Genomic DNA, 26,758 nt, shown 5'->3' on the forward strand with positions numbered 1-26,758 from the left:
TTGCCGTCACCCTAAGCAGGCGCCTACTATTTTTGAAATTTCATTTTCATATGCCTGGTATTTGTAATTTGAATTTAAAAAGCTTCGATCTGAATTTGCTCCGCGTCCTCGATATGCTGCTGCGCGAACAGAACGTGTCGCGAGCGGCCGAGCGCCTGGCCCTCAGCCAGCCCACCGTCAGCAACGCCCTCGCCCGCCTGCGTTCACTGTTCGACGACCCCTTGCTGGTGCGGGTTGGCCGCCACATGCAACCCACCTCCCGGGCGCTGGCGCTTGAGGGGCCGATTCGCGCGGCCTTGCAACAGATCGAACAGACACTCAATGCCGGGGAAACCTTCGACCCACGCCTGAGCCAGCAACAGGTGCGCATCGCCCTGACCGACTTTGTCGAACAGCTGTGCATGCCGCCCTTGCTGGCACGCCTGGGAGAGCTGGCGCCAAACCTGCGTATCGACGTTGCTCACCTGGCCCCCAGCCTTCCTGCCGAACTGCTGGATAGGGGTGAACTGGACATGGTTCTGGGACGCTTCGAAGAAGTGCCGGCGCGTTTCACCCGCCGGGCCTGGCACAGCGAAACCCTGCGGCTGGCCGTGCGCAAGCAACATCCGCTGGCACACAACACACTCACACTGGATGACTTTCTGGGGCTGCGCCATCTCTGGGTGAGTGGCGGCCAGTCGCGCGGCATGGTCGACCAATGGCTGGGCAAGCAAGGCCTGTCGCGTAAAATCGTCTACACCACGCCCAACTACCTGCAGGCGGCGCACCTGGTCGCCCATTCGGACTTGAGCGTCGTCCTGCCGACTCAATTGGCCAATCAATTCGCGCAGTTGCTACCGCTACAGGTGTTCGAACTGCCCTTCGACGTCGGCTCGTTCCACCTCGAACTGGTGTATCTGGCGCAACGCCAACATGAGCCGGCGCTGGCGTGGCTGATCGAGCAAATCCTGGCGGTGCGGCCGGCCTGAACGGACGCCCGGCATAACGCCTTGCCTGAGCCAACGCCAGGATTTTGCCGAAGTGTTTTTTCGGTTGCGCCAGACAACACCAGGAACAACTTCAAGAGCGACGAATTTCTAACGTAGCGCGTAACCCTCCAGGGCTGCGGTTCTCCAGTTTGATCTGCCCGCCAAAGCGATCGGCAATGGCCTTGACGATAGTCAGCCCCAACCCTGCACCCTGATGATTTCCGCTGCTGTAGAAACGCTCGAAAAGCCGTTCACGATCCTGCTCATTGATGCCCGGCCCCTCATCTTCGACAGTCAGTTCGTAGCTATTTTCCTTTTCTACGAGCCTGACGGTGATCACTCCGTGCCGGGGAGAGAAATTCGCCGCATTGGTCACCAGGTTGTTCAAGGCAATATCGATCGCAGCGGGGTCGACTCTGGCAAGACTGATGTCGTCCCTGACATCAAAAACCAGCTCGAGCCCCTTGCTCAGTAGCCAGGGCGTCAACTGAACCAGGCTATCGCGAACGGTGCTGGCCAGATCAATAGGCACAGGCGCTTTAGTCCCTGCTGTAGGCTCTATACGAGCCATCGTCAGTAATTGGTTAACCAGTCGGCTGGTACGGTCCACGCCGGCAATCAAGAATTCGAGCGATGCGCGACGATCCGCTTCACTCCCCGCCGCCATCAGGTTTTCAGCGTGGATCCTGAGCACGGCCAGTGGTGTACGCATTTCGTGGGCGGCGTCGGCGATAAAGCGTCGCTCGCGCCCCATGACGTCCTGAATTTGCGCGAGCATACGATTGAGGGCGGCCTGCATGGGCTCAAGCTCAGTGGGTAGCGGCGTCAATTGCAAGGGTTCGAGTGAACCGGGATGCCGGGCCCGCAGCGTTGCAGCCATATTGACCAGTGGTTTGAGTCCCCAGCCGATGGCCAGCCAGATCATGGCGGCCAGCAACAAGCTCCCCAGGATATTGGGCCACAGTGTGTGGCGTACGATGCGGTCCACCAAGTCCATTCGCACGTCGTCCCGTTCGCCCACCCAGATGCGCAGGTTGTTCTGCTTGTCTACAAGCAGGAAGGCACGCCAATGCCGGTTGTTCAGGTCGACTACATCGCTGAAACCTGGTGTGACCGCGGGTGTGCTGAAGGACGGAGAACTGGCCGTATGTACCAGCACTTCGTTCCTGGCGTTCCAGACCTGAAACGCAATTTTCGTTTCATACGGATGTCCCTCGCCCCCGGGCGTCGCCTCGTTCAGGGCCTGATTGAAAGCCTTGTACAGATCCGCATGTTCCTTGCTCACCATGGGCATACGCATGACGCCTTGTAGCAGGCGAGCGTTCTGGGCCAGATGGGCATCATAGACTTCGGCGATTTCGTGGTTGCTGTCGTGCAGATTCAACACACTGATCACGGCCAGGCCAGCGAGCATCAGGCCGATGATCAGGACCAGGGTCCGACGCCGGATAGAGCTCATCGACGCTCCTCCACCAAGTAGCCGATACCACGGACGGTGCGGATCAGATCGGTGGAGAACTTCTTGCGCAGGTGATGGATGTGCACTTCCAGGGTGTTGCTTTCGGCCTCCTCGTTCCAGCCGTACAGCAACTGCATCAGATGATCGCGAGTCATTACCCGACCCGGTGGCGAGAGCAGTTCGTGGAGCAACTGGTATTCCTTAGGTGTCAGGGCTACTGGCTCGCCTTTGTAGCTGACTTGCTGGGTGCCGGGGTTCAGGCTGATACCTGCGTGCTCGATCAGCGATTGTCCACGCCCGGCACTGCGACGAAGCAACGCACGTATGCGCGCCTTCAATTCTGCCAGGTCGAAAGGCTTGATCAGGTAGTCATCGGCGCCGGCATCCAGACCGGCGATACGGTCTTCGGTGGCATCGCGCGCGGTCAGGATCAACACCGGCAGATTGGAACCGCTGTCACGCAAGCGCCTGAGCACTTCGAGACCGTCCATGCGTGGCAGGCCAAGGTCGAGCACCGCCAGATCGAAGATTTCACTGCGCAGCGAGTGCAAGGCGCTGCTGCCGTCCTGCAACCAGTCGACCGTATAACCTTCCCGGCTGAGGGCCTGATGAATACCCTCGCCGAGCGCCACGTCATCCTCTATGAGTAATAAGCGCACAGGGTCTCCTGTCAGCCGAGTTTCTTGTTCACATCCACCAACAGCGCCTCGATCTCCTTGCGGCGCCCGACGTCAGCGCTCTCGCGGCCAGGTCGAGGCGCAGCCTGCAAGGCTTTTTGCAGCGCTGCCCTGGCTTCAACATAACGCTTCTGACGGTAGAGGTGATCGCCCCAGAAGTACAGGCTGTCGATGCCGTTGGGGTTCATTTGCAATGCCAGCTTGAGCAACTGTTCGGCCTTGTCCGAATCGCCGAAACCGATGGGCCAGCCCGGTACGCGGTCATAGAGGGCCCCCAGACTGGTATAGGCTGAGCCTTGCAGGGCCTTGGGGTCCAGGGTCAAGGCTGTTTCCAGATCGGCTTTCGCATCCTTGACCTTGCTCAGCGCACCCAGCCCACCCTGTGCGCCCGCCCAGCTACTGGTGACGATGCCAGACCAGATCCAGGCCTCAGCCACCGTTTGGCGCTCCTGCTTGAAACTCGAAGCCTGAGCGGCCAGCTTTTCAAAAGCCGCGGTCCGTTGCCCCTCGGGCAACTCGTATTGAATGTGCGCCCAGCTTTGCTGGATACCGTTGAGGCGCTGCTGGTCGGCGGGGTCCAGCGCCCAGACGCTCTGGCTCATTGCGCCAAGCAGTAGGCAAGCGATGATCTTTCTCATGGTTTGACATTCTCCTGGTCGGGTTTGTGGCTCAGGCGGCGGATCAGGGGCAATTGTTTGCGCAACCCACGGTCCACCAGATGGGGCAAAAAGCTGTTCAGGCGTACAAAAAAACGTTCGGGCCAGCCCAGGTACAAGTCGCGACGGTCACCGGCAATGGCGTGAATCACTGCGGCCGCCACGGCTTGCGGATCGTCGACATTGGTCTTGAGCGCATCATTCAGCGCCTGGGCCGCCGGGCTGTTCATGCTGGTACGGGTCGCTCGCGGGGCGACGTAAAGCACACTGACCCGAGTGTCGGCCAGCTCCCGGCGCAGGGCCTCAGAGAACCCGCGCAGGGCAAACTTGGTGGCGCAGTAACTGGCGTAGCCGGGGTAGCCGATGGAGCCATAGGTCGAACCGACGTTTACCACCATGGCACTGGCGGCTTGCTTTAGCTGCGGCAACAAAAGTTTTGTCAGGCACATAGGCGCACTGATGTTCACCGCGAGCATCGAATTGATCTCGCTGTCGTCCAGCTGTTCGAGCATGGCGAAATGATTGACCCCGGCGGCATTGATCAGCAGGTTGATGCCACCGATGCCCTGGGCCTGCGCCAACACCTGACGGCGGTCGGAGAGCAACGTCAGGTCTGCACGGACCCAACTCAGGTTACCGGGATAACGCTCAAGCAGCGGCACCAACGGTTCCCGATGCCGAGCCACGGCCAACACCTGGGCACCACTGGCGCACAGTGCGGTGGCAATGGCCAGGCCGATGCCGCCGCTGGCACCGGTCAACACGACGCGAGTTTCAGACAGGCGCATGCAGGTTCTCCCCGTTACGCGGCAAGCCACGAAACATATCGGTGTAGAGCCGGTACACCACTTTGGAGGCGTGAATGACGGCGGCCTGGTCGCCCGGGTCATCCAGACGGTTCATCAGTCGACGGTAGGTCTGCATATGTTCGATATCCAGTGAGCCGTGGGAACTGAGGTAGCTGAAGGCGCTTTCCGGCAAGTCCAGGTGCTGGCGAATACTGCCGGCGGCGTGGGTCGCCAAAGCGATGCTCGTGCCTTCAAGTACGTTGACCATGCCGAACAGACCCACCGGATTGTCCCTGGCAATCAGGTCGTAGAGGAAGCTGACCATCAATTCGATCGGCAATGACGGGCGTCCGTCCCGTACAGCGGCTCTGTCACCGCCGCAGGCTTCAATATCATTGAGTACCCATTGTTCGTGGCCGTATTCGTCCTCGATGTATTCACATACCGCTTCGCGCAGCCATTCCAGACGTGATGCCAACCGCGCACCACAGGCCATCATCAACGGCACGGTATGGCGCACGTGGTAATAGGCCTGAGCCAGAAAGGCCCGGTAACTTTCCAGGCTGACGTCGCCCTCCAGCGCATCACGGATGATCGGCAGGTTGAACAACTCAATGCGTTCTTGCTCAGTGGCTTTTTGCAACGTGTCAAAAAAACTCATGGTGCGGATTCCTCGGAAAATGCAGATTCGCTCAATTGCCCCCGGTAGCGTTCGACGATGGCGTCACGGCGGGGCCGGCCATTGGCGGTGAGCAAGCCGTTGGTGGCAGTGAAGGGTTGGTCGAGCCGGCTCCAGTGGTGGATCTGGGCGTACTCGGGCAAAGCCTCGTTGGCCTGGGCCACGGCGGCGGCCAGTTGTTCGTCGGTGCAGTCCGGGCGATGGGGCCAGAGCAGCGCATGGTTGTGAGGCATGGCCTCGCCATAGACGAAGGCCTGGGCGACAGGCCCGCGCTGGGTCAATTCGGCTTCCACCCACTCGGGGTTCACGTTGCGCCCGAAACTGGTGACGAACTGATGTTTCTTGCGTCCCTTGAGGTAGAGAAAACCCTCGGCGTCGAACTCGCCGAGATCACCGCTGGGCCACCACTGGGCGGTGTGCGGCGCCTCTCCCAGATAGCCCAGCAAGGTTGAACCCTTGATCAGCACTTCGCCGTCCTCCGCCAGGCGAATCTCCACATGGGGCAATGGCCGTCCGACACTGCCGGGGCGCCGTGCTTGCGGGCGATTGAGGCACACGACCGACGCGCACTCCGACAGCCCGTAACCTTCATGGACGGGTATGCGCACGCGTTGGGCGCGATGCAGTAGATCCTCGCTGACCCGGGCACCGCCCACGGCGGCAAAACGCAGGTGCTGTGGGTCGAAAGCCTTTTGCTCGGCAGCGTTGACCAGCATCAGCAACAACTGCGGTACCAGAACCAGACTCTGGGGCGATCGGCTGGCCAGGCAACTCAACAATGTCGACACATCCACACCGCTGGCGCCTTCAATTCCCAGGGTTTTCGGGCCGGGCAGGCTCAAGGTGGCGCCGGCATACAGTGCAGCGTAACAACCGATGTTCTCCAGCAAAATGGCCAGCGGCAGCAGCGCCATGTGGTGTTGCGGATCGGTGGGTTTGCTGGCCAGGTGCAACTCGTGAGCGACCCGCAGAATGCTGTCGGCACTCAAGCACACGCCCTTGGGTGTGCCTGTGGTGCCCGAGGTGAAGGTCAACTTGGCAGTGCCTTCAAGCATCCGGTTCGGGCCATTGAACGTGCGGTGCCAGAACTCGCCGCACTTCTGATACCCGGTCGCCAGCAGTTCGTCGTGCAATTGCGGCTCGGCAATGACGAGCTCGGCCTGGCTTTGCTCCAGGCAATGCCTGCGTTGCGCCGGACTGAAAAAAGGCGGCAAGGCTACACAGGTCAAACCCTCGAACAACGCGGCCAGGTCCCAGAGCAGAGCTTCGACGCCATTGTCCAGCGCCAGGGCGACCACCCTGACCCGTTCATCGCGCAGGCGCTGCTGGCGAAAAATGACCTCGGCATACAGCGTGGCGTAGTCCAGCTTCAGATGATCGCCCCACAACGCAATGGCGTTGGTTTTTTGCTCAGCATGATTACGCAGGGTCTGTTTGAAGCGCTCCATTTCAGGCGACATGGCAGGCCCCTTCAATAGAGGTCGGCAAGCCCAGGCGACTGAACAGGCCAATGTTGCGCAAATGAATGAAACCGGAGCGAACATTGCCGAAATGAACCCACGGTTTGCTTTCGTAGTAACTGCCCCATGCGTGGCGGTCCTCGCCCAGACGCGCCGGGTCGGCAGCACACAGGGTCACGGGCTTCAAGCCAAGGCGGTGAAAGCTATTGACCAGCCCCAGGTTCCCGGTGAAGGCAACCCATTCCAGCCCCCCCATGGCCAGCAGGTAGGTCATCGCGATGATGCTCATCCGTGCGCTGCCGGTGTCGCTGGCAGCCAGATTGCCTACCTCTACGATGGCTGAGCGACTTACGGTCTGGTCGGCCGCGGCACTGATCAGCGGATCGATCGCATCGTCCAGGTAACCTTCCAGGAACAGCGGTCCGCTGCGCGCCAGACGCACGCCAATCACCGCGCAAAGCGCGCCGGACGCCTCGCTCATGCCAAACAGCTCCGGCATGAAGTGGCGAATATCGGCACCGTGGGCCTTACGAAAGCGTTGCTGGATAAAGGCTTCGAAGGCGCTTCGTTGCGGGGCGTCCGGCAAGGCCCTGACGAGATACATCTGCTGCGCTTCGGTCAGGCCAAAGTGCAGCGGCAACTGAACGTTCCAGTTGAAATCGGACATTGAAAACATCTCCCCCGGATCAATTGGGGAGAAGTATCAAAGGCATTTCTTAACGAAGTCTGAAGGTGAAAAAACGATTGTCGCCTTGGGTGACAGTCCGTAATGACATGCCATGGCCTGCTTCAGGAACGGACTTAGGCCAACAAATACGGGGGTTTAACCGGAGCCCCCGACTGTCTCGCCACAGTTACTCATGGCACGGACGCTTATGCGCCTTCCAGTTGATCGCGCAAAAACTCGATGAAGCGCTGGGTTTTCGCCGGCAACAGGCGCGTCTCGGTCAGCGCATACACTGAAACCGAAGTGGCGTGCCATTGAGGCAAGACCCTAAGCAGCTTTCCATTGATCAGGTCTTGCTCAGCGATGCCCTCGGGCAGCAAAACGATACCCAGGTCCAGTGGTCAGTATCCCTGCCCTCACGCACTAGTCACTTCTGCCAACAGCGGGCACCGATGAAGTCGGGACGAATGAAAGCAGCCGGTCATCGATACATTCAGAAAACAGCCACTTCTCCTGACCCAGACACCCCGCACAATTACACCTTTATTGGGGAATATTCCCCGTCATCGGGGTATTCATCCTGGCTGCCCATACGCCAGCTTGAAGCCCGCGGACAAGGGGGGGGGCGTGGCGTAGAGCCATTAGTCACCTCCTGTCACTTTCGGCGGGAAATTTGCATCGTTCCCATCCCGGCTCGAAATCAAACATTTCGCCAGCCGGGCCAGGAGCCGTGGCTCGTTGCTCATCTATTGCCACGCTCCGAGGAACCCGTCAGAGGTGTTTGCGATGAAACTGGATACCGGAAGGTTGAATCCTAGTCTTTTGTCCAAAACCAGGCTGGCGCTGAGTATCTCTGCTGCCGCGATCATGTTGGGGCTGGGCTTGTCCCAGACCCAGGCAGTCCCCCTCGACAACACCGATCCCCCGCCTCCTACCGACCCATCGGCGTTCACCAATCCGCCCGCCGACCCCAATGCCGCATTGAGGGACTTGCTCAAGCAGCCTCCCGCAAACGTCGGCGCCTTCGACTTACCCAATGGTGTGGCCGGTAACCGCCAGACCCCCTTGGTCGACAATGTGCTGCCACCCGATCTGCAACCCAGCTTCAACATCCCCACTAACGGTAATGCCAGCCCGGTGTTCGGGGTTCAACCGTTCACACAGAAGCTCGAGCTTTTCGAGGAGTTCGGCTCGAACAAACTGGATGCGGCCGACCCTCCATCACCTGTTCCGTTTCCGGTTCCGACGCTGGGCCCCGCACCGGCGCAGGATCCCTTGAAGGTGGCGCGTAGCGGCCCGTCGCCGGCTGCGCTGGATGCCTTTCTCAGGCAGCCAGCTTTGACGCCCTTCCCGACAGAGTTCTCCAACGTACTGGACCGCAACCCGTGGAAGGCGCAGATCGAGGATTTCCTCAATCGCCGAGTCGATTCGCCCGCAGAAGGCCGGCCACCGGGAAAAGGTTGGTCGCACCAGCGTTTCAATGAGTTTTTCCCGCGCAACGCCTTCAAGACTGTGCAAGCAGGCGCGCACGTCAACAGCGGCTTACGAGATCGTATGCAACGGCATAACTACGCCGTGGGGGAATTTGCGCCAGGCGGGCTCTATCACAACACCAGCGGCAACCCGGCCAACGAGGGCACAACCAAGGGCATACAAGTGCAATTTCACGACAACTTCCCTGTCCAGGACCATAATGCGCTGTGGACATTCGACGGCACCTTTCCGCCCAAACTGCTGCAAGTACGCTATGGCCAGGCGATGCTGATGCGTCATTACGATGCCTTGCCCATTGACCCATCGGCCAACCGGGGCTTTGGCCTGCACACCATCTCCACCCACGAGCATAACGGCCACTCGCCCGCGGAAAGCGATGGCTTTGCCAACGCGTTCTTCTTCCCGGGCCAGTACTACGACTACCGCTGGCCGATCCAGTTGGCCGGTTACGACAGCATCAATACCAGCGCTCAGGATCCGCGTGCGGCGTTCCCGTGCGACCCCGGTGAAAAGCTTTTCGTCAACGACGCCAACCCCGGCTTCAAGACCTGCGACCGCGGCACCATCAAGATCCGTGGCGACTGGCGCGAAACCATGAGCACCCACTGGTTCCACGACCACATGCTCGATTTCACCGCGCAGAATGTCTACAAGGGCAATGCCACGATGATGAACTACTACAGCGCCGTGGATCGTGGCAACGAGTCGGTCGATGACGGGGTCAACCTGCGCCTGCCCAGCGGTTCGGGGCTGGGGTGGGGTAACCGCGACTATGACGTCAACCTGACGATCGCCGACAAGGCCTGGGACAAGGCCGGCCAGTTGTGGTTCAACCCCTTCAATACCGACGGTTTTCTCGGTGATCAGGTCCTGACCAACTGGGAGTACAAGCCCTACTTGGACGTGCGTGCCCGCCGCTACCGTTTGCGCATTCTCAACGGATCGGTCTCTCGCTACTTCAAGCTGGCGTTGGTGCGTCAGGTCAATGGTAATGGTGGCGAGTTTCCTGGCCCGAAAAGCTCCGGGGTTTCATACAACCGGGTGCCGTTCCACATGATTGCCAACGACGGCAATATCATGGAGCACGCGGTGCCGTTCGATGGCAGCCTGGACCTCGATGGCGACGGCGACACACAGGACCACAATGCCATTTTGCCGATACAGGGCATTGCCGAACGCTATGACATCGTCGTCGACTTCGCGAAAAACGGCATCAAGCCGGGCGACAGGATTTTCTTCGTCAACATCGAGGAGCATGAAAACGGCAAGCGTCCCGAACGTGACATTCCATTGGCGGATGTACTCTCCGGGAAGTACCTGCCCGTTGTCAGGCAAACCAGCCACGGGCCACAGTGGGTCAACGGTGACCCGGGCGTGGGCGTGTTCATGCAACTGAACGTCCAGCCTTACACCGGCCAGGATGTCAGCATGAATCCGGTCGACTTCGAGCCCGCCAAGCCTGGCAAGCCCGAGGGCAAGTTCATGATCCCCCTGCCCTTGCACCGTGATGACCCTGCCGATATCGCCCGGCTTGCCCAGGCGCGGCACCGCACCTTTATCTTTGGCCGCTCCAACGGCACGGATTTCAAGCCCTGGACGATCAAGACCGATGGCGGCGAAGGCTTCAACATGGACCCGCGTCGGATTTCAGCCGCGCCACAACTGGCCACTGGCCCGACACCGGCAGGGTTCAAGGGTGAAGGCACGCTGGAAATCTGGAAGATCGAAAACGGCGGCAACGGCTGGAGTCACCCGGTGCATGTGCACTTCGAGGAAGGGATCATTCTCACTCGAGGTGGCAAGACACCACCCGAATGGGAAAAAGGGGCGCGCAAAGATATCTACAATATAGGTCGTCATCCTGAGAGCCTCGACAATGTCGAAATGGCCATCCGCATCCGTGAGTTTGCCGGTACCTACATGGAGCACTGCCACAACACACAGCATGAGGACACGTCGATGCTGCTGCGCTGGGACTCTGAGCACCCGGGCCAGTTCCAATTGATGCCCACTCCATTGCCAAGCTGGGACGGCGTGAGATTCGTGGCCTCGGTTGCGTTACCGACATTCCGTACGGGAGATGGTGTGGGGCCACAGGTCGAGGTCGACAATAACCAGGAAGATAGCAGTGGCAGTGGTAGCGGTAGCGGTAGTAGCGGTAGTAGCGGCAGCGGTGTTAGCGGAGGCAAAGGCTAGCGGCGTCTCTGCTCAACTATCTGAGCAATGCGGTGAAGTTGACCGCGCGTGGGCACATCCTGGTTGAGGTGTGCCTGCGCCAGGTCGGCTTGAAAGTCGACGGTGCGGACATGGTTGGCAGACTTCGACGGGTACTGGGCCGGCACAGTCTGCATATTGATTTGCTGCGCAGTTACCAGCCCCACAAGACCCATTTGCTATAGCGCGAGTTACTGGATGCAGTGGCTGTCCGAGACGCGTTACCTGTTCGACGATGGTAATGACATGTTCATTCTTTGTAGTAAGCGCTAGCGTCGTCGAGTTTCAACTTCGCGGGTACCACTCGCTTCGCCGTATCGGATCCGGTCGACAGGGGTACGCTCTGCGTGACATTGGCCATCCGGGTGATTTCCACCTGCAGCTTATCCTTGCCAAGCAGATAGTCGGCCAGCTTCTGGGAAAACGGCCAGTAGTTCAGATCAGCTGTCAGGGTCAGCGGTCCGACGGCGTCGGCCGGCACCAGGAAGGAGAACTCCCCGATATTGTAGCCCTTGGGCAGAATGCGATTGTCCGAGAGTATCTGCGTGGCATTCCAGACCTCGACGTCCAACGGATTGCCGTTCTTGTCGCCTATGTGCACTTTGAAATTTCGCGTGTTGACTTCGGTCTTGCCGTCCTTGATCGAACCCAGGCGATAGAGCTCGCGACCACTGGCATCCTGCACCCGAAAATCGATCCACATCTCCCGCCCCTCCGGAAAACCGGTTGGCAGCTTGTGCCCGGCGCCGACGTTGGTCACTTTGACGGCTACCGAGGCGTATTGTCCGGGAATGATGGCGGCCGGCAGTTGCTGGAACGTTATTTGCGCCGCGCGCGCGAGCATGTCGCGTGCGCGTTGCGCGCCCTCCTCCTGACCAAGATGCTTGAGCATCGTCGCGTTGGCTCCGCTGAACCAATGCGAGGCCACCTCCTTACGGTCTGGCCCCATGATCGCGGCCTTGCCCGCAAAGCCCGGCATGTGGCAACTCTGGCAGGTCACATTGTTAAGGCTGTAGGTGCTCTCCTGCCATTCGTCATAAGTGCGCTCCACCGCCACGCTGCTGAACGGGTGCGTGACGTTGTGGCAGGTGCCGCAAAAGTCCGAGCGCGTGTGCAGAGCGGAATACACGGTGTCGTGATAAGGCGAAACGGCATCCTTGCGCGGGCCGAACTTGGTCGGTTTGCCGTGCGCTCGCGGGCTCAGAACATAGGCGCCGTTATCGAGGCCCGTGCGGGCACTGATGTTGTGGCAGGTGTCGCAATCGACCCCGGGCATCGGATGATTCTTCGCACTGTCTTCAATCGAGGAGCGGTTGACTTGCGAAGTGATCTGCCCGGTGGTGAGACCGATCGGGGTATGGCAGCCGGTGCAGAAGTTATCGACCTTGCCCTCGGTGGCCGCGCTCGCACGCTTGAGCAAGGCCCGATAGATGGGCTCATCCCAGGCCTGGGACATCATCGACGAGCGCCACTGCCTGTAGATCTCCGTATGGCAAGCGCCACAGACCTGGGCATTGTCGAAGTCCTTCACATTCAAGACCAGGTTGCCGGTGGTATTGGCCCGATGCGGAAAGAACGGCATCGCGCCAATCACATGCATGAGCCTGGAGCGTGCCGGCTCCAGCCACTTCTCATTGTTTTGATTGTCATTGCCCTGAGGTTCGTCAGCCACCACCAGCGTTACCGTCAGCAGACAGGTTAGAAAGCACAACCGGTGCAGCGCTACCTGTGCACACGTATTTCTGGAGTGGCTCATAAGCATTTCCCCTGGACGGTTGCAGAGGATGACCGCAGTACTTCTATTGAGTAGGCCCGGTATTGAGAAGCCAGGGCTACTTCGTGATGCAAACCGATGGCTACAGACAATCACTCAATGGAGTACTGACAGCTCCACAGCATCCCGGCCCTGCACCTTGCATGAACGGGACAAGCTCACTCAGCAATTACTCTGCCAGCGTTGTATAAAATAGGCGTGGTGACCTGAAAGATCCGCAAACATTGGCCAGCGATTGAAGTAACCGGTTAATGAACATGCGAATACCGCTGAGCAATAGCCCCCATTAGTGGGGGGCTCACTCCGAATCGGGGGGGTGTCAGACGGGAGGACCAGGGTTTCTCTGCGGGGTGCACCTCGCAAATCCGGGGCCACTCACTTTACTCGATACGACTTACTCTCTGTCCTTGGTCGACCGAATGAGATTGCCCCGTAACTTCACAATGGCCTTCTGCATCTGCACGAAGTCGTCGGGATCAAGACCGGTTTGCGGGAAGCCGTCTTCGGTGAGACCTTCGCGCAGTTTTCGCCCCTCTTTGGTCAGACTGATCCGCACCTGGCGTTCGTCTTCCGGGTCGCGCTGGCGCATTAAATAACCCATCGCTTCCAACTTTTTCAGGATCGGCGTGAGGGTATTGGATTCGAGAAACAGCTTTTCGCCGAGGCTGCCAACGGTCTGGTTGTCCTCCTCCCAAAGCGCAACAAGGGTGATGTATTGCGTATAGGTCAGGCCGAGCCGTTCGAGCATCCGCTTATAGGCCTTGCCGAAGGCCAGGTTGGTGGAATAGACCGCAAAACACAGGAAGTCGGTGAGTTTGAGATCCAGGGCGGATGTCTTGTCGGTGTTTTTCATGGGCGTTCTCCTGGCTCAATCTTGCGAGACCGAAACTATACATCGTACGCGATGGTATCGGAAGTGCGTATAAACGCCGACGGCCAGCTCACCGGGGAAATCCCCGGTGAGCTGGCCGTGTAGTGGGTTATGCCGTCAGGACGTTGATGTCGACATCAATATTGCCGCGTGTGGCCTTGGAGTAAGGGCAGATTGCATCGGCGTTGTGGGCCAACTCGGTCGCCACCCCCTGGTCCAGCCCCGGCACCCGCAAGGTCAGTCGGGCCTGGAGGAAGTAAGCTGCGCCGGTCTGGCCCAGGTCCACTTCAATGTCGACGGCGGTGTCGGTCGGCAGTGTCACCTTCATCTGTTGGGCGGCCAGCCCCACCGCTGCGATGTAGCAGGCCGACCAGGCTCCGGCGAACAGTTGCTCGGCTTTCGGGTGCGGCTGGACGGCGGTGAGCACGTGTGCCGGTGTATCGCTGCCGGGGGACGACAGCACGATATCGAGGTTGCCGTTATGACCGCGCGAGGTGTTGCCCGCGCTGTTATGAGTGGTGTGGGTTTTGCCGCTGGCCAGTACTTTTTCGATCTTGCTCATGATGATTCCCTCAGGATTACAGTGAGTTATGTTCGTGCACGCTTTTATCGCATGCAATATTAGTGACGCATCCAGGCATCACGCCGTAATAACGTTCAGGGCAACGTCGATATTGCCGCGTGTGGCTTTGGAGTAAGGGCAGATGGAATCGGCAATGTGCGCCAGTTCGGTCGCGACATTCTGTGCCAGCCCTGGCACTCGCAGGGTCAGTCGGGCCTGAAGGAAATAGGCCAGACCAGTCTGGCCCAGGTCCACTTCGATGTCGACGGCCATATCCGCCGGCAACACGATATTGCGCTCCTGGGCCACCAGCCCCACTGCCGCGGTGTAGCAGGCAGACCAGGCACCGGCAAACAGTTGCTCGGCTTTCGGGTGCGGCTGTGTAGCGGTAAAGACGTGGGCCGGCTGGGCGGAACCCGGTGACGACAGTTCGATATCGAGGTTGCCGTTGTGACCGCCGACACCGCTGTGGGTGGTGTGGGTTTTGCCGGTTGCCAGTACTTTTTCGATCTTGCTCATGGGGACTTCCTCAGGATTTGATTTTTCGTGCGATTATATCGTATGCGATATTTATGACATTTAAAAAGACAACGTTCATCAAATGGCGTGTGCAATGATCCAGTTGTTGCCGTTTTGGCCATGGGAAGCGTGAGCGGTTGAGATAAACATTGTGCGGCGGCTTCCGGTGTTCATGGCTGAGTCTCCAAACGGCAGGGGTTGTCATTACTTTTAATCGCCACCGATTAGATCGTATGCGATGTATGAATATTCAACCAAAGCACCAATGATGTCAAAGTTTATTTTGTGCCTTGCCGATGAGCGGTAGACGCGAGATCAACCTCGCTACCCTCTCCCTTGCGGAAAGGATGATGGGCTTCTCACCGTCCGGCCCTCCGGAGCCCCTGGTTACGCGCATCGGATCGCTTTCACCCATGACGATCAACGCTTTGGCGCTGAAGTGAAATGGACGTTTTTCACTCGAAAAAAAACCGGCCATTCGAGCCGGTTCTTTGATTTCCTGAGCCCCACACGCAAAAAACCCCCTCACAAGGAGGGGGTCTGATGTTTGAAAGGTTCAGACAGGTTCACCCGTCTTTTCCTGGAGTCTCGTCAGTTCAGCGCAGCGCAGGAATACCCGCAAACAACCACGAAGTTTCTTGAACCGGAGTTGCTTCGTTGCGCTTACGCGCCCACTGGGTCAGCGCCACCATCATCGCAAAGCCGAGCACGATCAACACCGGATAGGCCATCAGCAACTCGGTGAGCGAATACTTCCAGGCCAGCGGTCGACCGACACCGAGCATGGCGGCATACAACCAGGACACGCCCGACAGTGCGCCAGAGAACAGGGCAAACATTCGCACATTGATCTGTAGATCAAGCAGCGAACCGGCCTTCAGCATTGCCGGCAATACATAGCGGTGCAACAACATGCCGTTGAACGTCAGCAACAATACAATAATAACTTTTGCTTGAAGTTTCGGATTGGCAAAATAGGTCATGCCTTTTTCAAGGTAATCAATACCTATAATCGCAGCTCCGGTGACCCACAAGAAGATCAACGCATTGGAAACAGACTTCTGAAGACTGGCCATATGTTCATTATCGTGCCCCGACGACACGCGACCTTTCAATAAGTCCTTTACCATTGCCGCGTCGCTGGCAAACACCAGGCCAATAGCTACGCAGCAAGCCAACAGGTGAACGTACACAACGCCTAAACGCAAAAACTCCATGGATTCTTTCTGGCCGATCAGGCCGATAATTGTACTAATATCCAAGATTACATCTCCACTTATTGCGGCAGTGCAAATTGACCATGCCCCAGGCATGCGAATTAATTAATTAATTGCGCCTGCACGATCAAGTTCGCATTGATTGAATCAACTAAATAATTTGGTATTACAAGAGAGAGCGACTCGCCCAGCAAGTCAGTGATGACGACATACTATCACTCCAGGTCTCAGGTAAAAAAAATCCCCATGCGCATTCCATTCAATGCAGATGAGGTATACGTCCATTTTATTAGTGAGTGCAGCGCGAACTGTCAAAGGATCCGCCTGCCGGTAAATCAGAGCGAAGCATATCAAAATCGTTCACTTTTTGAGCAGCACGCTCGACAAACGGTACTAAATTCAACACCTGGAGGTACCTGTTTTCCTGGCTGAAACCTGCATAGCTACGGTGCTGAATCGCTTCACCATGCATACCGAAAAAAAACCCGCTATTGCGCTGAACTTTCGTCGCCAGCCCCGACCAATGGCGAAAATTGCCTACTGGTCACCGGCAAATTCGAGTCGCCTGAAGGGGCCGTCGACGCGTCTCGTTCGACTCAGCCACACCCACGCTGAATCGAGGTTCTTTTTGAGCGGTGCCCCAGGCTTGCTCAAGCCAGCAATTGGGTGATCCACCGGGCCTGCCGAGCGATGTCCTGCACCGTTTCCTCGGGCACGGCCTGCTGCGCCTGGGCAAAGTGGCTCAGGGTCTTCTGTTTCTGGCGCAACTTGCGCTGCCACTTGACCAGGAACGCCGGGCTGCGGGTCTGCATCTGCAACGGGCCGAAGTACAGCTCCTGGGCGGTGTAGATCACCGGCCCTGCGCGTTCGGCGACGATGATTTCGTAGTCGAAACGATTTTCCCGCAGCACTTCCTCGCAGAGGATGCGATAGCCATTGTCCATCAGCCATTGGCGCAGTGGCTGCTCGCCGCCGTTGGGCTGCAGGATCAGGCGCTCCTGACCGCTCAGGTACGCCTTGCCACTGTCGAGGATGTCACGGATGGTTTCGCCGCCCATGCCGCAGATGCTGACCGCTGTAATCCCGTCTCCCGGCTCGATCGCCGCCAGGCCGTTGGCCAGGCGCACGGTGACTTGCGAGTCCAGGCCGTTCTCGCGCACGGTGCGGTTGGCCGCGTGGAACGGCGTCAACGCCACCTCGCCGGCCACCGCCGCCGCAATGGCGCCACGGCGCATCAAGGCCACCGGCAGGTAGCCGTGATCCGAGCCGATATCGGCCAGGCGTGCACCGGCTGGCACATAGGCGGCAACGCGCTCCAGGCGCATGGACAATGTCTGCTCGTTCAACTGCGGCCCCTTTTCACCACTAACGTCCGGCGACTTGGGCCGGATCGGGGCGTGATTCTGTCGAGCAATGCCGTGCATTTCAAATTTATGTGACCAGGGTCATGGCCCTTTTCACGCAATAACTTGCGCATACACCGATCTGTCGACGTTGCCACCGGAGAGAATCACCCCCACCCTTCTTCCCGACATGGCTTCACGCTCCGAGATGAGCGCTGCCAACGCCGACGCACCGGCCCCTTCGGCAAGGTTATGGGTATCGGTGTAATACACGCGCATGGCTTCGGCGATCTGGTCATCGCTGACCGATACGATCCGCGCAGCACCTGCCGCATAGACAGCAAAGGCTTCAGGAATCGGCTTGCGCACGGCAAGGCCGTCGGCAAAGGTGTTGGCCGAGGCGGTTTCGCGAATTGCGCCAGCGTCAAACGATAACTGTGCAGCCGCCGCCTCCGTGGAAACCACGCCAACCACTTCTGTTTCCAGACCCAGCGCATCGCGGGCGGCGATCACCCCGCAAATCCCCGATCCACAGCCAATCGGTACATAAACGGTATCCAGGTCCGGCGCTGCGTTGAACAGCTCCAGCGCATAAGTGGCGACGCCTTTGACCAGCTCGGTGTGAAACGGCGGAACCAGGAACAGGCCATGCGCGTGCGCCAGACGGGCCGCCTCTTCACGGGCATCATCGAAATCGCGGCCATATTCGACCACTTCAGCGCCAAAGCCGCGCATGGCGTTGTTCTTTTCTACCGAGTTACCTTCCGGCACGACGATCAACGCCTGCAAACCCAGTGTGCGAGCCGCCAGTGCCAGGCTCTGGCCATGGTTGCCGCGGGTAGCGCTGACAATGCCCTTCGCGCCTGGGTGCTCGCGCTTGAGCCAGTGCATGAACGTGATACCGCCGCGCACTTTGAAGGCACCGGTAGGCGTGTGATTTTCGTGCTTGACCCACACCGTGCAACCCAACCGCTGAGCCAGCAAGGGCCAAGGGTACTGGGCTGTGGCGGGCATGACCTGGTAAACGTGGCGAGCGGCTTGTTCGATATCGTCGCGAGTCAGTGTGTGCATGAGAGGTCCCCCTGAGGTTTTGCCCAGTCTGAACAACGGCGCAGTACTCCGGCTTTCAAAAAACTGACCTGACTTTTGTCCCCCCTCTTCACTACTATGGTGTCCATGAGTCATCGAAATCGCCCGCCGCCACCACGCTTGTCCGAACCGGTCCGTCGTATCGAGGCCGGCCCTTGGGCAATCGAATTGCTCCCCGGCTGCGCCTACGCGACCCGCTATGTCGCGACCCAGGCGGGAATCGGCTTCGCCTTCGACAGCCAGCGAGGCCTGCACGCCATCGGCAGCGACCGAATACGCCCCTTCGATGCCGTGCCCAACGGCTTGGCGTTCGTCCCCGCCGGGTGTGACGTGTTGTCCGAATCCCCCCAGGGCGGCGAATACTTGCGGGTGATTCGCACCGATGGCATGGCGTTGATGGGGGATCGTGCCTTCAACAATCGCATCGACCGGCAGGCCACGGCTCTCGCGTGGCGTATGCGTGCCGCGCTGTTGCTGTCCTCTGTGGAGGACGATTGGGAGGCCTGGGCACTGGCATTGTCCGAACGGGCGACGGGTAGCGAAGCGGTGTCGACAACACCCCATGGCTCGATAACCGGCAGCCGGATGCGCTTGCTCGATGAGTTCATTGATGCAGGCCTCGAAGACCCGTTGAGCGTACCGGCGATGGCGGGCCTGCTTGGATTGTCCGAAGGGTATTTCATGCGGGCCTTCAAAAACGCCACCGGCAAAAGCCCGCACAGCTACCTGATCGACCGACGCCTCGCCAAGGCCCGTGCCCTGATGCGTGATTCGACCGCCACCCTGACGGAAATCGCCTACGCCTGCGGTTTCAATTCCCAGGCGCACATGGCGACCACCTTCAAGCAACGCCTTGGAGTGAGTCCGGCGCAGTTGCGTCAGTCTTTGGGGTTAGAGCAGATTGAAAGCGAAGCCCACGCCAAAGCTGACCTGCTCGGCGTGGCCAAAAGAAACTGAGGAACCTAGGGAATCGAACGGTGTCGCAGCGGTCCAACACGCGGCAGCACAATGGGCGCGAGACGCCCAACGTATTGCCTGCCGACCGCCTTTGCCCATGGGAGGACCCATTGCCAGCTATTTTTTTGCGTCAAGTTTTCCGGTTAGCGATCGTGCTCTTTTGTGCTGGCACCTCGTCCTCGGTTTTCGCCTGCCCGGCCGGGCAGTATCAGGTCTGCATGGTCGCTTGTTTTTGTGCTCCAGGTTCCGAAGAGGAAGCTGGAACGATCTTCGACGACATGAACCAGATGGCGGCCTCTGGATTGCAGAACTGGATTGTGCAATCGCGCAACACCGCGGCAACCGGCGATATCCAGCCAATCCCGCTGAATATCCGGGCCCAGCTCGAACCCTACTATGACATTCAAGTGCTCGATTCGGTTCGCTACAAGGTAGGCGATGATGTGGAGCTGAACGCCGCACACACCATGCTGCAGAATCCCGATGTACGTGCGGTCACCCTTATCGACATCATCGTCTTTCGAAATCCCGAAGATGCACTTAACGATGTCGCGCTGTGGGCGCATGAGTTGAAGCACGTGCAGCAGTACCAGCAATGGGGCGATCGCGAGTTCGCCACTCGTTATACCCGTGATTACGAAGCCGTCGAGGCGCCGGCCTACGAGATTCAAGCCCAGGTAGCCAGAACGCTACGAGCCAGCCAGGCTCGGGCAGAATCGCCTCGGCTTCCTTGAGTTCAAAAGGTCAATCCTGGTCAGGTCAACATGGAAAGGTGGCACCGCCCCTTCTCATGCGGATTGTCTGCGCCAGGTGCCGGGGGATGTGCCGAATTGGCGTTTGAATGCGCGACTGAACGCCGCTTCGGAGTCGTAGCCAACGGCAAAGCCGATTTGCGCCACATTGCCGCGACCTTCGCGCAACTGTTGAGCCGCCACGTGCATGCGCCACAGCGTCAGGTATTGCATCGGTGGCTGTCCGACCAATGCCGTGAAGCGCTCGGCGAACACCGAGCGCGACATGCCCACCTCAAGCGCTAGGGCTTCTGCCGTCCAGCCTTCGGTTGGACGCGCATGCAATAGCGCCAGTGCGCGCCCGATATGCGGATCCCGCAACCCCGCCAGCCACCCGCGCCGCTCAGCGGGAAGGCTGGCGACATACTGGCCGACGGCTTCGACGAATAGCAGCTCCGATAGCTTGGCGATGACCGTTGTCGAACCGACGCGGCCCGCCGCGATTTCACTGACCGCAAAACGAAAGGAGCTTTCGATCCAGGTGCCCGAAGCCGTCGCGCGCAAATCCAGCTTCAGTAAGGAAGGCAACGACGAAAGCAACGGACTGAAGGGTGTTTCTGAACCGAGGAACCCGCACAGCAACTGCGTGGCCTCACCGCCCCCGCCGTACTTGATCCGTGATATGCCGCCGACTTCTGGCGGCTGGATGACTTCTCTGGCCGGCATGGGCGCAATGCTCAGGTCGCTGCCAAAAGAATGTGCGTCGTTGCGAGGAAGCAAAACGAGCTCGCCTGCCCCTACCTCGATGGCGGCACCACCGTCGATTTGAATTTGCATGCGCCCCGCGGCGACAAAGTGCGACGCAATGATGTGTCGAGGTGCCGCCAGGAACGGCTTGCAATCATCCGCCGAGATTCTGCCGTTGATGCACCAGGGCGCAGTGAGCTCCGCCTCGAGGAAGACCCCTCCAGACAGCCGAATCACACGCAACACATCAGAAAGCGCATCCAACACTTGACCGCCCTCCTTTCCGGAGTCCGGAGCAGGTTTTCAGGCGCACCGGTCATTCACCGCCTGAACTGCGACGCCTAGATTAGCACCAACGCGGAATCAGCGATCGAAACTGTCCCCAGAGGCTTCACCCAGGGTCATTGGCTCCGACGTCAACCGAAATTGCCCCATTCCAACGCCACCAGGGCAGCAGGAGATCCATATGAACAGCGTCGTTACCCTACCCGGCTCAGCGTCAGGCAACACCGCCCGTTATGCGCAAATGGTCAGGTCATCGAAAAAGTCCGAATGGCAGATCGATCGCGATCTGCTCCAGGAACGCAGTTTCGACTTCTCGCGCAAATTCCTCCCCGACGGACTGTCGCAGGTCGACCGCCTGACCTTTCTCGATGCGGCCCAGGCGCGCCTGCTCAGTCAGATCCAGGGCCGGACCTATGCATACATCTTTGGCCTGGTCGAGCGCTTTATCAGTGCCAAGATGCTCGATCAGGGTCGGGCCCATGTATTTGACAATCAACTGGCCCTTGAAGCGCTGGTGCGTTTTTCCAACGACGAGATCAAGCACCAGGAGTTGTTTCGGCGCATGGAGACGATGATGAGTTCGAAATTGCCAGCGGGATATCGTCAGGTTGCCGATCCAAACGAGGTGGCGCGCGCGGTACTGGCGGCCAGTACCTGGTCGGTGCTGGCGCTGACCTGTCACATCGAGCTGTTTGTTCAGGCGCACTACGTGCAAAGCATCGCCCCGCGCGAGGAACTGTGCCCGTTGTTCAAGGATGTCTTCAAATTCCACTGGAAGGATGAAAGCCGGCACGTCGTACTCGATGAGCTGGAATGGCAGGACGAGCACGCGAAACTCTCGTCGGCCGAGCACGACCAGGCAGTGAATGACCTGATTAAGCTGGTAGCGGCCGTCGACGCAATCCTGCAGGCACAATCGGCAGCCGATGCCGACTACTTCATCAGTCATGCTTCACGATCGTTCAGTGTCGATGAGACTGCGCAAATCAAGGCCTGCGTGCTGAGCGCCTACCGCTGGCAATACATTATCTCGGGCGTACGGCATCCACACTTCGGTCGACTGCTGACGCAGATGACAACGCCAGCACAGATGTCCAGGATTCAGACCGCTCTGGCCCCCATCATGAGCAATTGACCGACAGCGCGCGACTGACTGCTCGTCGGTCGCGCTGCGGGACGACGTGCTGATAATGAACCATCGAGGATGGCGGCCATGACGATACCGATGTGGATGCTGCTTGGGTTTGCGACCTGGACCTTGCTGCTATTGATGGCAACCGTCGGGGTTTATCGCTGGGTCGCAATCCTGTTCTCGAGTGTTCCGATCGCCTCTTTCCGAAGCGATCGGCTCGAAGGCGAAGATTGGTATCGCCGCGGGACAAGGGCCCATGCCAACTGTGTGGAAAACCTGCCTGTGTTTGGCGTCATCGTGTTTGTGATTACAGCCCTTGATGTCAGCGGCGCCGCAGTGAACTACTTGTCCACACTCGTCCTGATCGCTCGCGTGTGCCAGTCATTGGTTCACGTCTCCCATGAGCAAACCAATGCGTTCGTGGCAGTTCGGTTTGCCTTCTTTAGCGTTCAGTTGGTGTGTTTTCTCGCGCTCATTGTCATAGCCGCTTGTTATGGCATATGAACAGGTGCCCGCTAATCCTCAAATCGCCCCGTGCCGTCTCGATCGCGCTCGTAGTGTCGGGTGAGTGCAAACGCCGGCAACCAGGCCTCGCGCCGCACAGTCCAGCTCTCGTAGGTTGGCGTCAACTGGTCAGGGGCATCCAGAGATCCAAGGTTCACCTCGACTTCGTCTGCGCTGCGTGAGAACACCGACGAACCGCACTGCGGACAGAAGTGCCGCCCGGCGTAGTCACGTGTTTCGCCCTCGATTGTCACGGCATCCTGATGAAATATCGCGGACGCGTGGAACAGCGCCCCATGGTGCTTGCGGCAGTCGAGACAGTGACAAACACCAACCCGGAACGGGCGCCCCGACGCGACAAGACGCACTTTGCCGCACAAACAACCGCCGGTGAATCGGTCCATGCGGTGCCTCCTTCAGGCCGTCCGAAACGGCGTATCAGCGTGGGAACAGGAACGTCACGGCGGCGCCAAAACCGGCGCTGCAAAGGGTTAGCGTAGGCAACTGTGATCGATGTGCAATTTGTCCTGAGCGTGTGTTTAACAGTTTTTGAGAGTTATTGATTCGGATTATCCCGCCGCTACGGGCAGCATTCGGCCCGCATTGACCGGCGTGCAAGCACCTGCTTTGCGTAACCGACCGGCAAATACCAGTGCCTGAAAACAAGGCGCCCGGACCAATGCCCGGGGCCAGGTCGGAACCCGAATGACAACTTTCATCACTTGAGAACCAAACATATGGGCATGTCGAATAAATGGATTGCGGGTATTGCTTTGAGCTGTGTATTTCAGGTCGGCTGTGTCTCGCAAGTCGCGCAGCAAGAGCAATACTCGGGCTTCCTGGGCAATTACCAGGGCCTGGAGGAGCAAACTACGCCGAGTGAGCAGAAAGTATTGCGCTGGGTATCGCCAGGGTTCGATCCACGCGCGTATTCCACTGTGGTGTTCAGGCAGATGGAACTGTATCCATCGCCGCAGCCGACCGCGCGCGTCAGCCTGAAAACCCTGCAAGACCTGCAATTGATGGCCAGCAACAGCGTCAAGACCGCCTTTGCCCGCCGCTACGCGATCGTCCCTTATCCACAATTGGCGCCGACCAATTCACGGTCGCTGATCCTGCAGGCGGCGATCACTCACGTCAGCGCCAACAACGAAGGCATGCACTGGTATGAGGTCGTACCAATCGGGGCCATTGTCGGGGCGACACAAGCAGCCACCGGGCACCGGGACCAGACCGCCGAGATGTACATCGAAGCCAACCTGATCGACGCCAAAACCGGTTTGCCGGTAGCGAAGATCGTGCGCAAGGTGTTCGGCGAGACCATCAAGAATGCCAAGCAGCCGATTGTTGCCAATGACTTCAAGGTTGCACTCAAAGGCATGTCAGACGATATGCAGGCCCTGCTCCTCAAGCATTGACGTTCAAGCAAACCCCATCGCAAGCGTGAAAGTGCCTGCCGTCCACCGGCATTGGATGGCATTGCAAGCAAACCGGCATGGGGTTTCAACGTGGCGCCACGCCGCGTTTTCCCTCTGACAAACCGTTAGCCGTGCCGACGCCTGACGCGAGACTCGATGATGAAAATTCTGGCCCATACCCTGGCGATCCTGATGCTGTTGATGAGCACCAGCGCCCTGGCGGCAACCGTGATTCCCCTCAAAGGTCAGACCTCCCAGACCATCCAGCAGGACACCAGTGCCTGCCAATCCCAAGCCAACGCGCAGCATCCGGTACAAAGCACCGTGCCCTCCGGTGGTCGGGCCAAGGGCGCCGCAACCGCTGCGGTAGCCGGTGCGACGGCGGCGGAAGTTCGGGGCCGCCAACATGAAAACGTCTATGACCAGATCGACGACGATACCCGCCAAGACTATCACCAGAACCACGCACGCAGTGCCGCGGCTGCCGGCGTCGTCGTGGGGGGCGCCAGGCAACGCCAGGCGCGCCGGGAGAATCTGAGTGAGAGCGAACAAAGCATCACCGCCAACAACTCCGTCTATAGCAGCTGCCTGCAACAACGTGGCTACGATGTTTTGCCTTGATCGATGACGACAACGGCGTGAAGAACCAAAAAAAGCCCCGGGCCCTTCATGAAAGGACTCGGGGCAAAGTCGTAGAACGAGAGGTGAGGATCGTTGACGCCGCGACAAACAAACCGTGAACACGCAACGTTCCTCGAGATCCATTTAAATCGGTAACGTCCCTGGTTAAAAGCTAATAAGAATCAAAAATAATCTTTCACAAGCCAAGTGCACAAGAACACGATCATTGATTTGTATCCTGATAGTTCAGGCTGATACAGAAACCTGGCGCAACAGCGAGGTTAGTTCATTGAGGTGTAGCCGCGCGCCCCCCCCTCCTGCCCGAGCTTGCAGTTTTCGGATAGCGCAGTTAATCCATTCCAAGCATTATTCATGGTGTCCAAATCGAAAACCATGGGTCATCCAGCAATGCTTTTCCTTTGTATGATTGAACGGATACCTCTGACAGACAGGGCTGTTTGCCGAACTGCACGCCTCTGAAACGAGCCAATCCAGCATCGTAAATGCAACACACAGTGCACCTTCCGCTGGGCCCTCATCTTCGTTCACTTCCCAGACCAGAATGTACCGAGCCAAATCCGGCCCCTATACTCAGGCCAGCACCGCCTGAACGGAAGATTTCTATGAGTTACACCTTCAAGTTGAAAAATGGCGCCGTCGCGGTATTCGACCCGGACAGCGCCATGCTTTCCATTACAACACCCCATGGAGATGTACAGAATTCCACGCTAGGTAGAGCTGAGTCGCGCCTGTTGGACCTGCTGCTCATGGAGCCAGGTGTCACTAAAAGCCGCGATGAAATCATCGACTACACCTGGAATGACCGCGTGGTTGCCTCCGGCAGTTTGAATCAAACGGTTTTCTCACTACGCAATATTCTCAATGACAGCCGGGATCACGAGATCTTGATGACTGTTCCTCGACGAGGATATTGCTTCAACCGGCAATGTGTCGTCGATGCACAAGCAGATGTACCGGCACCCCGGGAGGAAACAACGCAGCCCCCCGCCCCCATCGCTGAGCAACTACCGCCGGCTGGTAGTGACGGGCTGCTTGCACCCTCAGGTAAAACCAATGAATCCGTGCGCATTACAAAAACCCAGCTGATCGCTTATATCGTTACGCTGGCAGTCGTTGCCTTTACTGTTTTTCAATTCGACTTCGACGCGCCAAAAATTGAAATTTCCAGTGCCGACAAGAATGGACTGGTCATACACGCCGTGGGCAGTGATCTTGCCGAGGCGCAAGCGCTGATGGAGTTGTCGGCCAAACAAACCGAACAGCTGCCACCAAACCTGAAGGGCCAGGTCTGGATCAACCTGTATAAAGCCAATTATTCCGTTTCGTGCATCCGCCAGGATCTAAGCACTGCAAATCTACAATTGAACAGCAGCGAAAGGGACCTCGCCTTGATGATTCGTCAATGTCTGGAAGTCACTTTATGAAATTTGAAATTTCGCAAGCGGTTCACTGGCCTCTTATAGGCTTGATCAATGCACTGTGCATTTTCTCTTTCGTTTACTCACCTTCGCACTACATGGAAAACATCAGTTACCAGACAAAATCCCGACAATGGCTGGAAGATCTCAACCAGCTCAACACCGAAGAGTACCTCACTATCGGGCATGGCAGGCTCACGGGGACCACGCTGGAAAGCCTGAATGGGAAAATCCGCAACGCGACCATCTCAGCGAACATAATCGGAGAAAGCAATAAACACGTCGAGATCAAAGTCAGCAACATCAAGCTCAGCCAGGACAATGAACTTTTTGCCATTGAAAAGACCCCTGACTTGTTCTTTAGACGTCAATACGTCTTGCAAGAAGGCGCCATTCTGAACTACGAGTTGATCCCGACCCAGGATAAAAACGCGGTGTGTTTTTACATCCATGAACTTGGCCGTTTGCGCTGCATGAACCATTAATC

The 26,758-nt window shown here is 58.4% G+C and carries 28 protein-coding genes and 1 pseudogene; 11 read left to right on the top strand and 18 right to left on the bottom strand.

Features of this window, described 5'->3' with window-relative positions:
* The first annotated feature begins 50 nt into the window (after positions 1 to 50).
* On the top strand, positions 51 to 968 hold the full coding sequence (locus AC1RP7_RS00280; protein WP_057714883.1) for a LysR family transcriptional regulator: 918 nt from the start codon (positions 51 to 53) through the stop codon (positions 966 to 968).
* 91 nt (positions 969 to 1,059) lie between these two features.
* On the opposite strand, the gene AC1RP7_RS00285 is transcribed toward AC1RP7_RS00280, so the two are convergent.
* The 8 genes and pseudogenes from AC1RP7_RS00285 to AC1RP7_RS00320 all read right to left on the bottom strand — a co-directional run.
* Positions 1,060 to 2,427 (bottom strand): ATP-binding protein, encoded by a 1,368-nt coding sequence (locus AC1RP7_RS00285; protein ID WP_493180890.1) that lies wholly within the window; start codon positions 2,425 to 2,427, stop codon positions 1,060 to 1,062.
* A complete protein-coding gene (locus AC1RP7_RS00290; RefSeq protein ID WP_493180889.1) occupies positions 2,424 to 3,086 on the bottom strand; it encodes a response regulator in 663 nt (220 codons plus the stop codon). The genes AC1RP7_RS00285 and AC1RP7_RS00290 overlap by 4 nt, the downstream gene beginning before the upstream one ends.
* Before the next feature lie 11 nt (positions 3,087 to 3,097).
* The gene (locus AC1RP7_RS00295) at positions 3,098 to 3,742 is read right to left on the bottom strand and encodes a tetratricopeptide repeat protein (RefSeq protein WP_493180888.1); all 645 of its coding nucleotides are present in this window, start codon (positions 3,740 to 3,742) and stop codon (positions 3,098 to 3,100) included.
* Positions 3,739 to 4,548, bottom strand: coding sequence for an SDR family oxidoreductase (locus AC1RP7_RS00300; RefSeq protein ID WP_493180887.1), 810 nt, complete (start codon positions 4,546 to 4,548; stop codon positions 3,739 to 3,741). The genes AC1RP7_RS00295 and AC1RP7_RS00300 overlap by 4 nt, the downstream gene beginning before the upstream one ends.
* A complete protein-coding gene (locus tag AC1RP7_RS00305) occupies positions 4,535 to 5,209 on the bottom strand; it encodes an iron-containing redox enzyme family protein (protein WP_489340579.1) in 675 nt (224 codons plus the stop codon). Before AC1RP7_RS00305 ends, AC1RP7_RS00300 begins: the two co-directional genes overlap by 14 nt.
* Positions 5,206 to 6,687 carry an AMP-binding protein gene (locus AC1RP7_RS00310; protein WP_493180886.1) on the bottom strand — a complete coding sequence of 494 codons (1,482 nt, stop codon included), beginning with the start codon at positions 6,685 to 6,687 and terminating at the stop codon, positions 5,206 to 5,208. Before AC1RP7_RS00310 ends, AC1RP7_RS00305 begins: the two co-directional genes overlap by 4 nt.
* Positions 6,677 to 7,354 (bottom strand): thermostable hemolysin, encoded by a 678-nt coding sequence (locus AC1RP7_RS00315; protein ID WP_150813190.1) that lies wholly within the window; start codon positions 7,352 to 7,354, stop codon positions 6,677 to 6,679. Before AC1RP7_RS00315 ends, AC1RP7_RS00310 begins: the two co-directional genes overlap by 11 nt.
* 206 nt (positions 7,355 to 7,560) lie before the next feature.
* Positions 7,561 to 7,752, bottom strand: a pseudogene (locus AC1RP7_RS00320) (LysR substrate-binding domain-containing protein); the annotation flags it as partial.
* Between the two features lie 388 nt (positions 7,753 to 8,140).
* Here AC1RP7_RS00320 and AC1RP7_RS00325 point away from each other — a divergent pair.
* Both AC1RP7_RS00325 and AC1RP7_RS00330 read left to right on the top strand, forming a co-directional pair.
* Entirely contained in the window at positions 8,141 to 11,044 is a 2,904-nt protein-coding gene (locus tag AC1RP7_RS00325) for a multicopper oxidase domain-containing protein (RefSeq protein ID WP_493180885.1), read from the top strand.
* A 32-nt stretch (positions 11,045 to 11,076) separates the two neighbouring features.
* Positions 11,077 to 11,247 (top strand): hypothetical protein, encoded by a 171-nt coding sequence (locus AC1RP7_RS00330; RefSeq protein ID WP_493180884.1) that lies wholly within the window; start codon positions 11,077 to 11,079, stop codon positions 11,245 to 11,247.
* A gap of 65 nt (positions 11,248 to 11,312) precedes the next feature.
* On the opposite strand, the gene AC1RP7_RS00335 is transcribed toward AC1RP7_RS00330, so the two are convergent.
* From AC1RP7_RS00335 to AC1RP7_RS00370, 8 genes are all read right to left on the bottom strand, one after another.
* Complete coding sequence (locus AC1RP7_RS00335) at positions 11,313 to 12,818, bottom strand: multiheme c-type cytochrome (RefSeq protein WP_493180883.1); 1,506 nt, start codon at positions 12,816 to 12,818, stop codon at positions 11,313 to 11,315.
* Between the two features lie 412 nt (positions 12,819 to 13,230).
* A complete protein-coding gene (locus tag AC1RP7_RS00340; protein ID WP_493180882.1) occupies positions 13,231 to 13,689 on the bottom strand; it encodes a MarR family winged helix-turn-helix transcriptional regulator in 459 nt (152 codons plus the stop codon).
* 127 nt (positions 13,690 to 13,816) lie between these two features.
* Entirely contained in the window at positions 13,817 to 14,269 is a 453-nt protein-coding gene (locus AC1RP7_RS00345; RefSeq protein WP_057714894.1) for an Ohr family peroxiredoxin, read from the bottom strand.
* A 78-nt stretch (positions 14,270 to 14,347) separates the two neighbouring features.
* Positions 14,348 to 14,788: an Ohr family peroxiredoxin gene (locus AC1RP7_RS00350; protein ID WP_090455118.1), complete on the bottom strand. Its 441-nt coding sequence runs from the start codon at positions 14,786 to 14,788 to the stop codon at positions 14,348 to 14,350.
* Between the two features lie 271 nt (positions 14,789 to 15,059).
* Positions 15,060 to 15,266: a hypothetical protein gene (locus tag AC1RP7_RS00355; RefSeq protein WP_489340574.1), complete on the bottom strand. Its 207-nt coding sequence runs from the start codon at positions 15,264 to 15,266 to the stop codon at positions 15,060 to 15,062.
* Positions 15,267 to 15,384: 118 nt separating this feature from the next.
* Positions 15,385 to 16,005: a hypothetical protein gene (locus AC1RP7_RS00360; RefSeq protein ID WP_057716608.1), complete on the bottom strand. Its 621-nt coding sequence runs from the start codon at positions 16,003 to 16,005 to the stop codon at positions 15,385 to 15,387.
* Between the two features lie 650 nt (positions 16,006 to 16,655).
* A complete protein-coding gene (locus AC1RP7_RS00365) occupies positions 16,656 to 17,351 on the bottom strand; it encodes a tRNA (adenine(22)-N(1))-methyltransferase (protein WP_305729777.1) in 696 nt (231 codons plus the stop codon).
* A 111-nt stretch (positions 17,352 to 17,462) separates the two neighbouring features.
* The gene (locus AC1RP7_RS00370) at positions 17,463 to 18,419 is read right to left on the bottom strand and encodes a threonine dehydratase (protein WP_493180881.1); all 957 of its coding nucleotides are present in this window, start codon (positions 18,417 to 18,419) and stop codon (positions 17,463 to 17,465) included.
* A 96-nt stretch (positions 18,420 to 18,515) separates the two neighbouring features.
* Between AC1RP7_RS00370 and AC1RP7_RS00375 the strand changes: the two genes are divergently transcribed.
* A complete protein-coding gene (locus tag AC1RP7_RS00375) occupies positions 18,516 to 19,394 on the top strand; it encodes a helix-turn-helix transcriptional regulator (RefSeq protein WP_493181015.1) in 879 nt (292 codons plus the stop codon).
* Positions 19,395 to 19,504: 110 nt separating this feature from the next.
* Complete coding sequence (locus AC1RP7_RS00380; RefSeq protein WP_492624478.1) at positions 19,505 to 20,128, top strand: eCIS core domain-containing protein; 624 nt, start codon at positions 19,505 to 19,507, stop codon at positions 20,126 to 20,128.
* A gap of 54 nt (positions 20,129 to 20,182) precedes the next feature.
* On the opposite strand, the gene AC1RP7_RS00385 is transcribed toward AC1RP7_RS00380, so the two are convergent.
* Positions 20,183 to 21,139 carry an AraC family transcriptional regulator gene (locus tag AC1RP7_RS00385; RefSeq protein ID WP_090455113.1) on the bottom strand — a complete coding sequence of 319 codons (957 nt, stop codon included), beginning with the start codon at positions 21,137 to 21,139 and terminating at the stop codon, positions 20,183 to 20,185.
* A gap of 199 nt (positions 21,140 to 21,338) precedes the next feature.
* On the opposite strand from AC1RP7_RS00385, the gene AC1RP7_RS00390 reads away from it, so the two are divergent.
* Both AC1RP7_RS00390 and AC1RP7_RS00395 read left to right on the top strand, forming a co-directional pair.
* Entirely contained in the window at positions 21,339 to 22,292 is a 954-nt protein-coding gene (locus AC1RP7_RS00390; protein WP_493180880.1) for a hypothetical protein, read from the top strand.
* A 78-nt stretch (positions 22,293 to 22,370) separates the two neighbouring features.
* A complete protein-coding gene (locus AC1RP7_RS00395) occupies positions 22,371 to 22,793 on the top strand; it encodes an MAPEG family protein (RefSeq protein ID WP_493180879.1) in 423 nt (140 codons plus the stop codon).
* An 11-nt stretch (positions 22,794 to 22,804) separates the two neighbouring features.
* On the opposite strand, the gene AC1RP7_RS00400 is transcribed toward AC1RP7_RS00395, so the two are convergent.
* A complete protein-coding gene (locus AC1RP7_RS00400) occupies positions 22,805 to 23,197 on the bottom strand; it encodes a GFA family protein (RefSeq protein ID WP_057714901.1) in 393 nt (130 codons plus the stop codon).
* A 333-nt stretch (positions 23,198 to 23,530) separates the two neighbouring features.
* On the opposite strand from AC1RP7_RS00400, the gene AC1RP7_RS00405 reads away from it, so the two are divergent.
* The 4 genes from AC1RP7_RS00405 to AC1RP7_RS00420 all read left to right on the top strand — a co-directional run bounded on the left by AC1RP7_RS00405 (position 23,531) and on the right by AC1RP7_RS00420 (position 26,756).
* The gene (locus AC1RP7_RS00405) at positions 23,531 to 24,211 is read left to right on the top strand and encodes a DUF3313 domain-containing protein (RefSeq protein ID WP_057714902.1); all 681 of its coding nucleotides are present in this window, start codon (positions 23,531 to 23,533) and stop codon (positions 24,209 to 24,211) included.
* A 159-nt stretch (positions 24,212 to 24,370) separates the two neighbouring features.
* Positions 24,371 to 24,832 carry a hypothetical protein gene (locus AC1RP7_RS00410; RefSeq protein ID WP_493181014.1) on the top strand — a complete coding sequence of 154 codons (462 nt, stop codon included), beginning with the start codon at positions 24,371 to 24,373 and terminating at the stop codon, positions 24,830 to 24,832.
* Positions 24,833 to 25,455: 623 nt separating this feature from the next.
* Complete coding sequence (locus tag AC1RP7_RS00415; protein WP_493180878.1) at positions 25,456 to 26,277, top strand: winged helix-turn-helix domain-containing protein; 822 nt, start codon at positions 25,456 to 25,458, stop codon at positions 26,275 to 26,277.
* The gene (locus AC1RP7_RS00420) at positions 26,274 to 26,756 is read left to right on the top strand and encodes a hypothetical protein (protein WP_090455109.1); all 483 of its coding nucleotides are present in this window, start codon (positions 26,274 to 26,276) and stop codon (positions 26,754 to 26,756) included. Before AC1RP7_RS00415 ends, AC1RP7_RS00420 begins: the two co-directional genes overlap by 4 nt.
* The last annotated feature ends 2 nt before the right edge of the window (positions 26,757 to 26,758 follow it).

It is taken from the genome of Pseudomonas sp. GW822-FHT01E03, from assembly GCF_058802985.1.

Excerpts from the sequence above, each read along its gene's own strand:
- AC1RP7_RS00280 (WP_057714883.1), top strand. The coding sequence starts at position 51 with ATGCCTGGTATTTGTAATTTGAATTTAAAAAGCTTCGATCTGAATTTG.
- AC1RP7_RS00285 (WP_493180890.1), bottom strand. The coding sequence starts at position 2,427 with ATGAGCTCTATCCGGCGTCGGACCCTGGTCCTGATCATCGGCCTGATG.
- AC1RP7_RS00295 (WP_493180888.1), bottom strand. The coding sequence starts at position 3,742 with ATGAGAAAGATCATCGCTTGCCTACTGCTTGGCGCAATGAGCCAGAGC.
- AC1RP7_RS00300 (WP_493180887.1), bottom strand. The coding sequence starts at position 4,548 with ATGCGCCTGTCTGAAACTCGCGTCGTGTTGACCGGTGCCAGCGGCGGC.
- AC1RP7_RS00305 (WP_489340579.1), bottom strand. The coding sequence starts at position 5,209 with ATGAGTTTTTTTGACACGTTGCAAAAAGCCACTGAGCAAGAACGCATT.
- AC1RP7_RS00310 (WP_493180886.1), bottom strand. The coding sequence starts at position 6,687 with ATGTCGCCTGAAATGGAGCGCTTCAAACAGACCCTGCGTAATCATGCT.
- AC1RP7_RS00315 (WP_150813190.1), bottom strand. The coding sequence starts at position 7,354 with ATGTCCGATTTCAACTGGAACGTTCAGTTGCCGCTGCACTTTGGCCTG.
- AC1RP7_RS00325 (WP_493180885.1), top strand. The coding sequence starts at position 8,141 with ATGAAACTGGATACCGGAAGGTTGAATCCTAGTCTTTTGTCCAAAACC.
- AC1RP7_RS00335 (WP_493180883.1), bottom strand. The coding sequence starts at position 12,818 with ATGAGCCACTCCAGAAATACGTGTGCACAGGTAGCGCTGCACCGGTTG.
- AC1RP7_RS00340 (WP_493180882.1), bottom strand. The coding sequence starts at position 13,689 with ATGAAAAACACCGACAAGACATCCGCCCTGGATCTCAAACTCACCGAC.
- AC1RP7_RS00345 (WP_057714894.1), bottom strand. The coding sequence starts at position 14,269 with ATGAGCAAGATCGAAAAAGTACTGGCCAGCGGCAAAACCCACACCACT.
- AC1RP7_RS00350 (WP_090455118.1), bottom strand. The coding sequence starts at position 14,788 with ATGAGCAAGATCGAAAAAGTACTGGCAACCGGCAAAACCCACACCACC.
- AC1RP7_RS00355 (WP_489340574.1), bottom strand. The coding sequence starts at position 15,266 with ATGGCCGGTTTTTTTTCGAGTGAAAAACGTCCATTTCACTTCAGCGCC.
- AC1RP7_RS00360 (WP_057716608.1), bottom strand. The coding sequence starts at position 16,005 with ATGGAGTTTTTGCGTTTAGGCGTTGTGTACGTTCACCTGTTGGCTTGC.
- AC1RP7_RS00370 (WP_493180881.1), bottom strand. The coding sequence starts at position 18,419 with ATGCACACACTGACTCGCGACGATATCGAACAAGCCGCTCGCCACGTT.
- AC1RP7_RS00375 (WP_493181015.1), top strand. The coding sequence starts at position 18,516 with ATGGTGTCCATGAGTCATCGAAATCGCCCGCCGCCACCACGCTTGTCC.
- AC1RP7_RS00390 (WP_493180880.1), top strand. The coding sequence starts at position 21,339 with ATGAACAGCGTCGTTACCCTACCCGGCTCAGCGTCAGGCAACACCGCC.
- AC1RP7_RS00395 (WP_493180879.1), top strand. The coding sequence starts at position 22,371 with ATGACGATACCGATGTGGATGCTGCTTGGGTTTGCGACCTGGACCTTG.
- AC1RP7_RS00400 (WP_057714901.1), bottom strand. The coding sequence starts at position 23,197 with ATGGACCGATTCACCGGCGGTTGTTTGTGCGGCAAAGTGCGTCTTGTC.
- AC1RP7_RS00405 (WP_057714902.1), top strand. The coding sequence starts at position 23,531 with ATGGGCATGTCGAATAAATGGATTGCGGGTATTGCTTTGAGCTGTGTA.
- AC1RP7_RS00410 (WP_493181014.1), top strand. The coding sequence starts at position 24,371 with ATGAAAATTCTGGCCCATACCCTGGCGATCCTGATGCTGTTGATGAGC.
- AC1RP7_RS00415 (WP_493180878.1), top strand. The coding sequence starts at position 25,456 with ATGAGTTACACCTTCAAGTTGAAAAATGGCGCCGTCGCGGTATTCGAC.
- AC1RP7_RS00420 (WP_090455109.1), top strand. The coding sequence starts at position 26,274 with ATGAAATTTGAAATTTCGCAAGCGGTTCACTGGCCTCTTATAGGCTTG.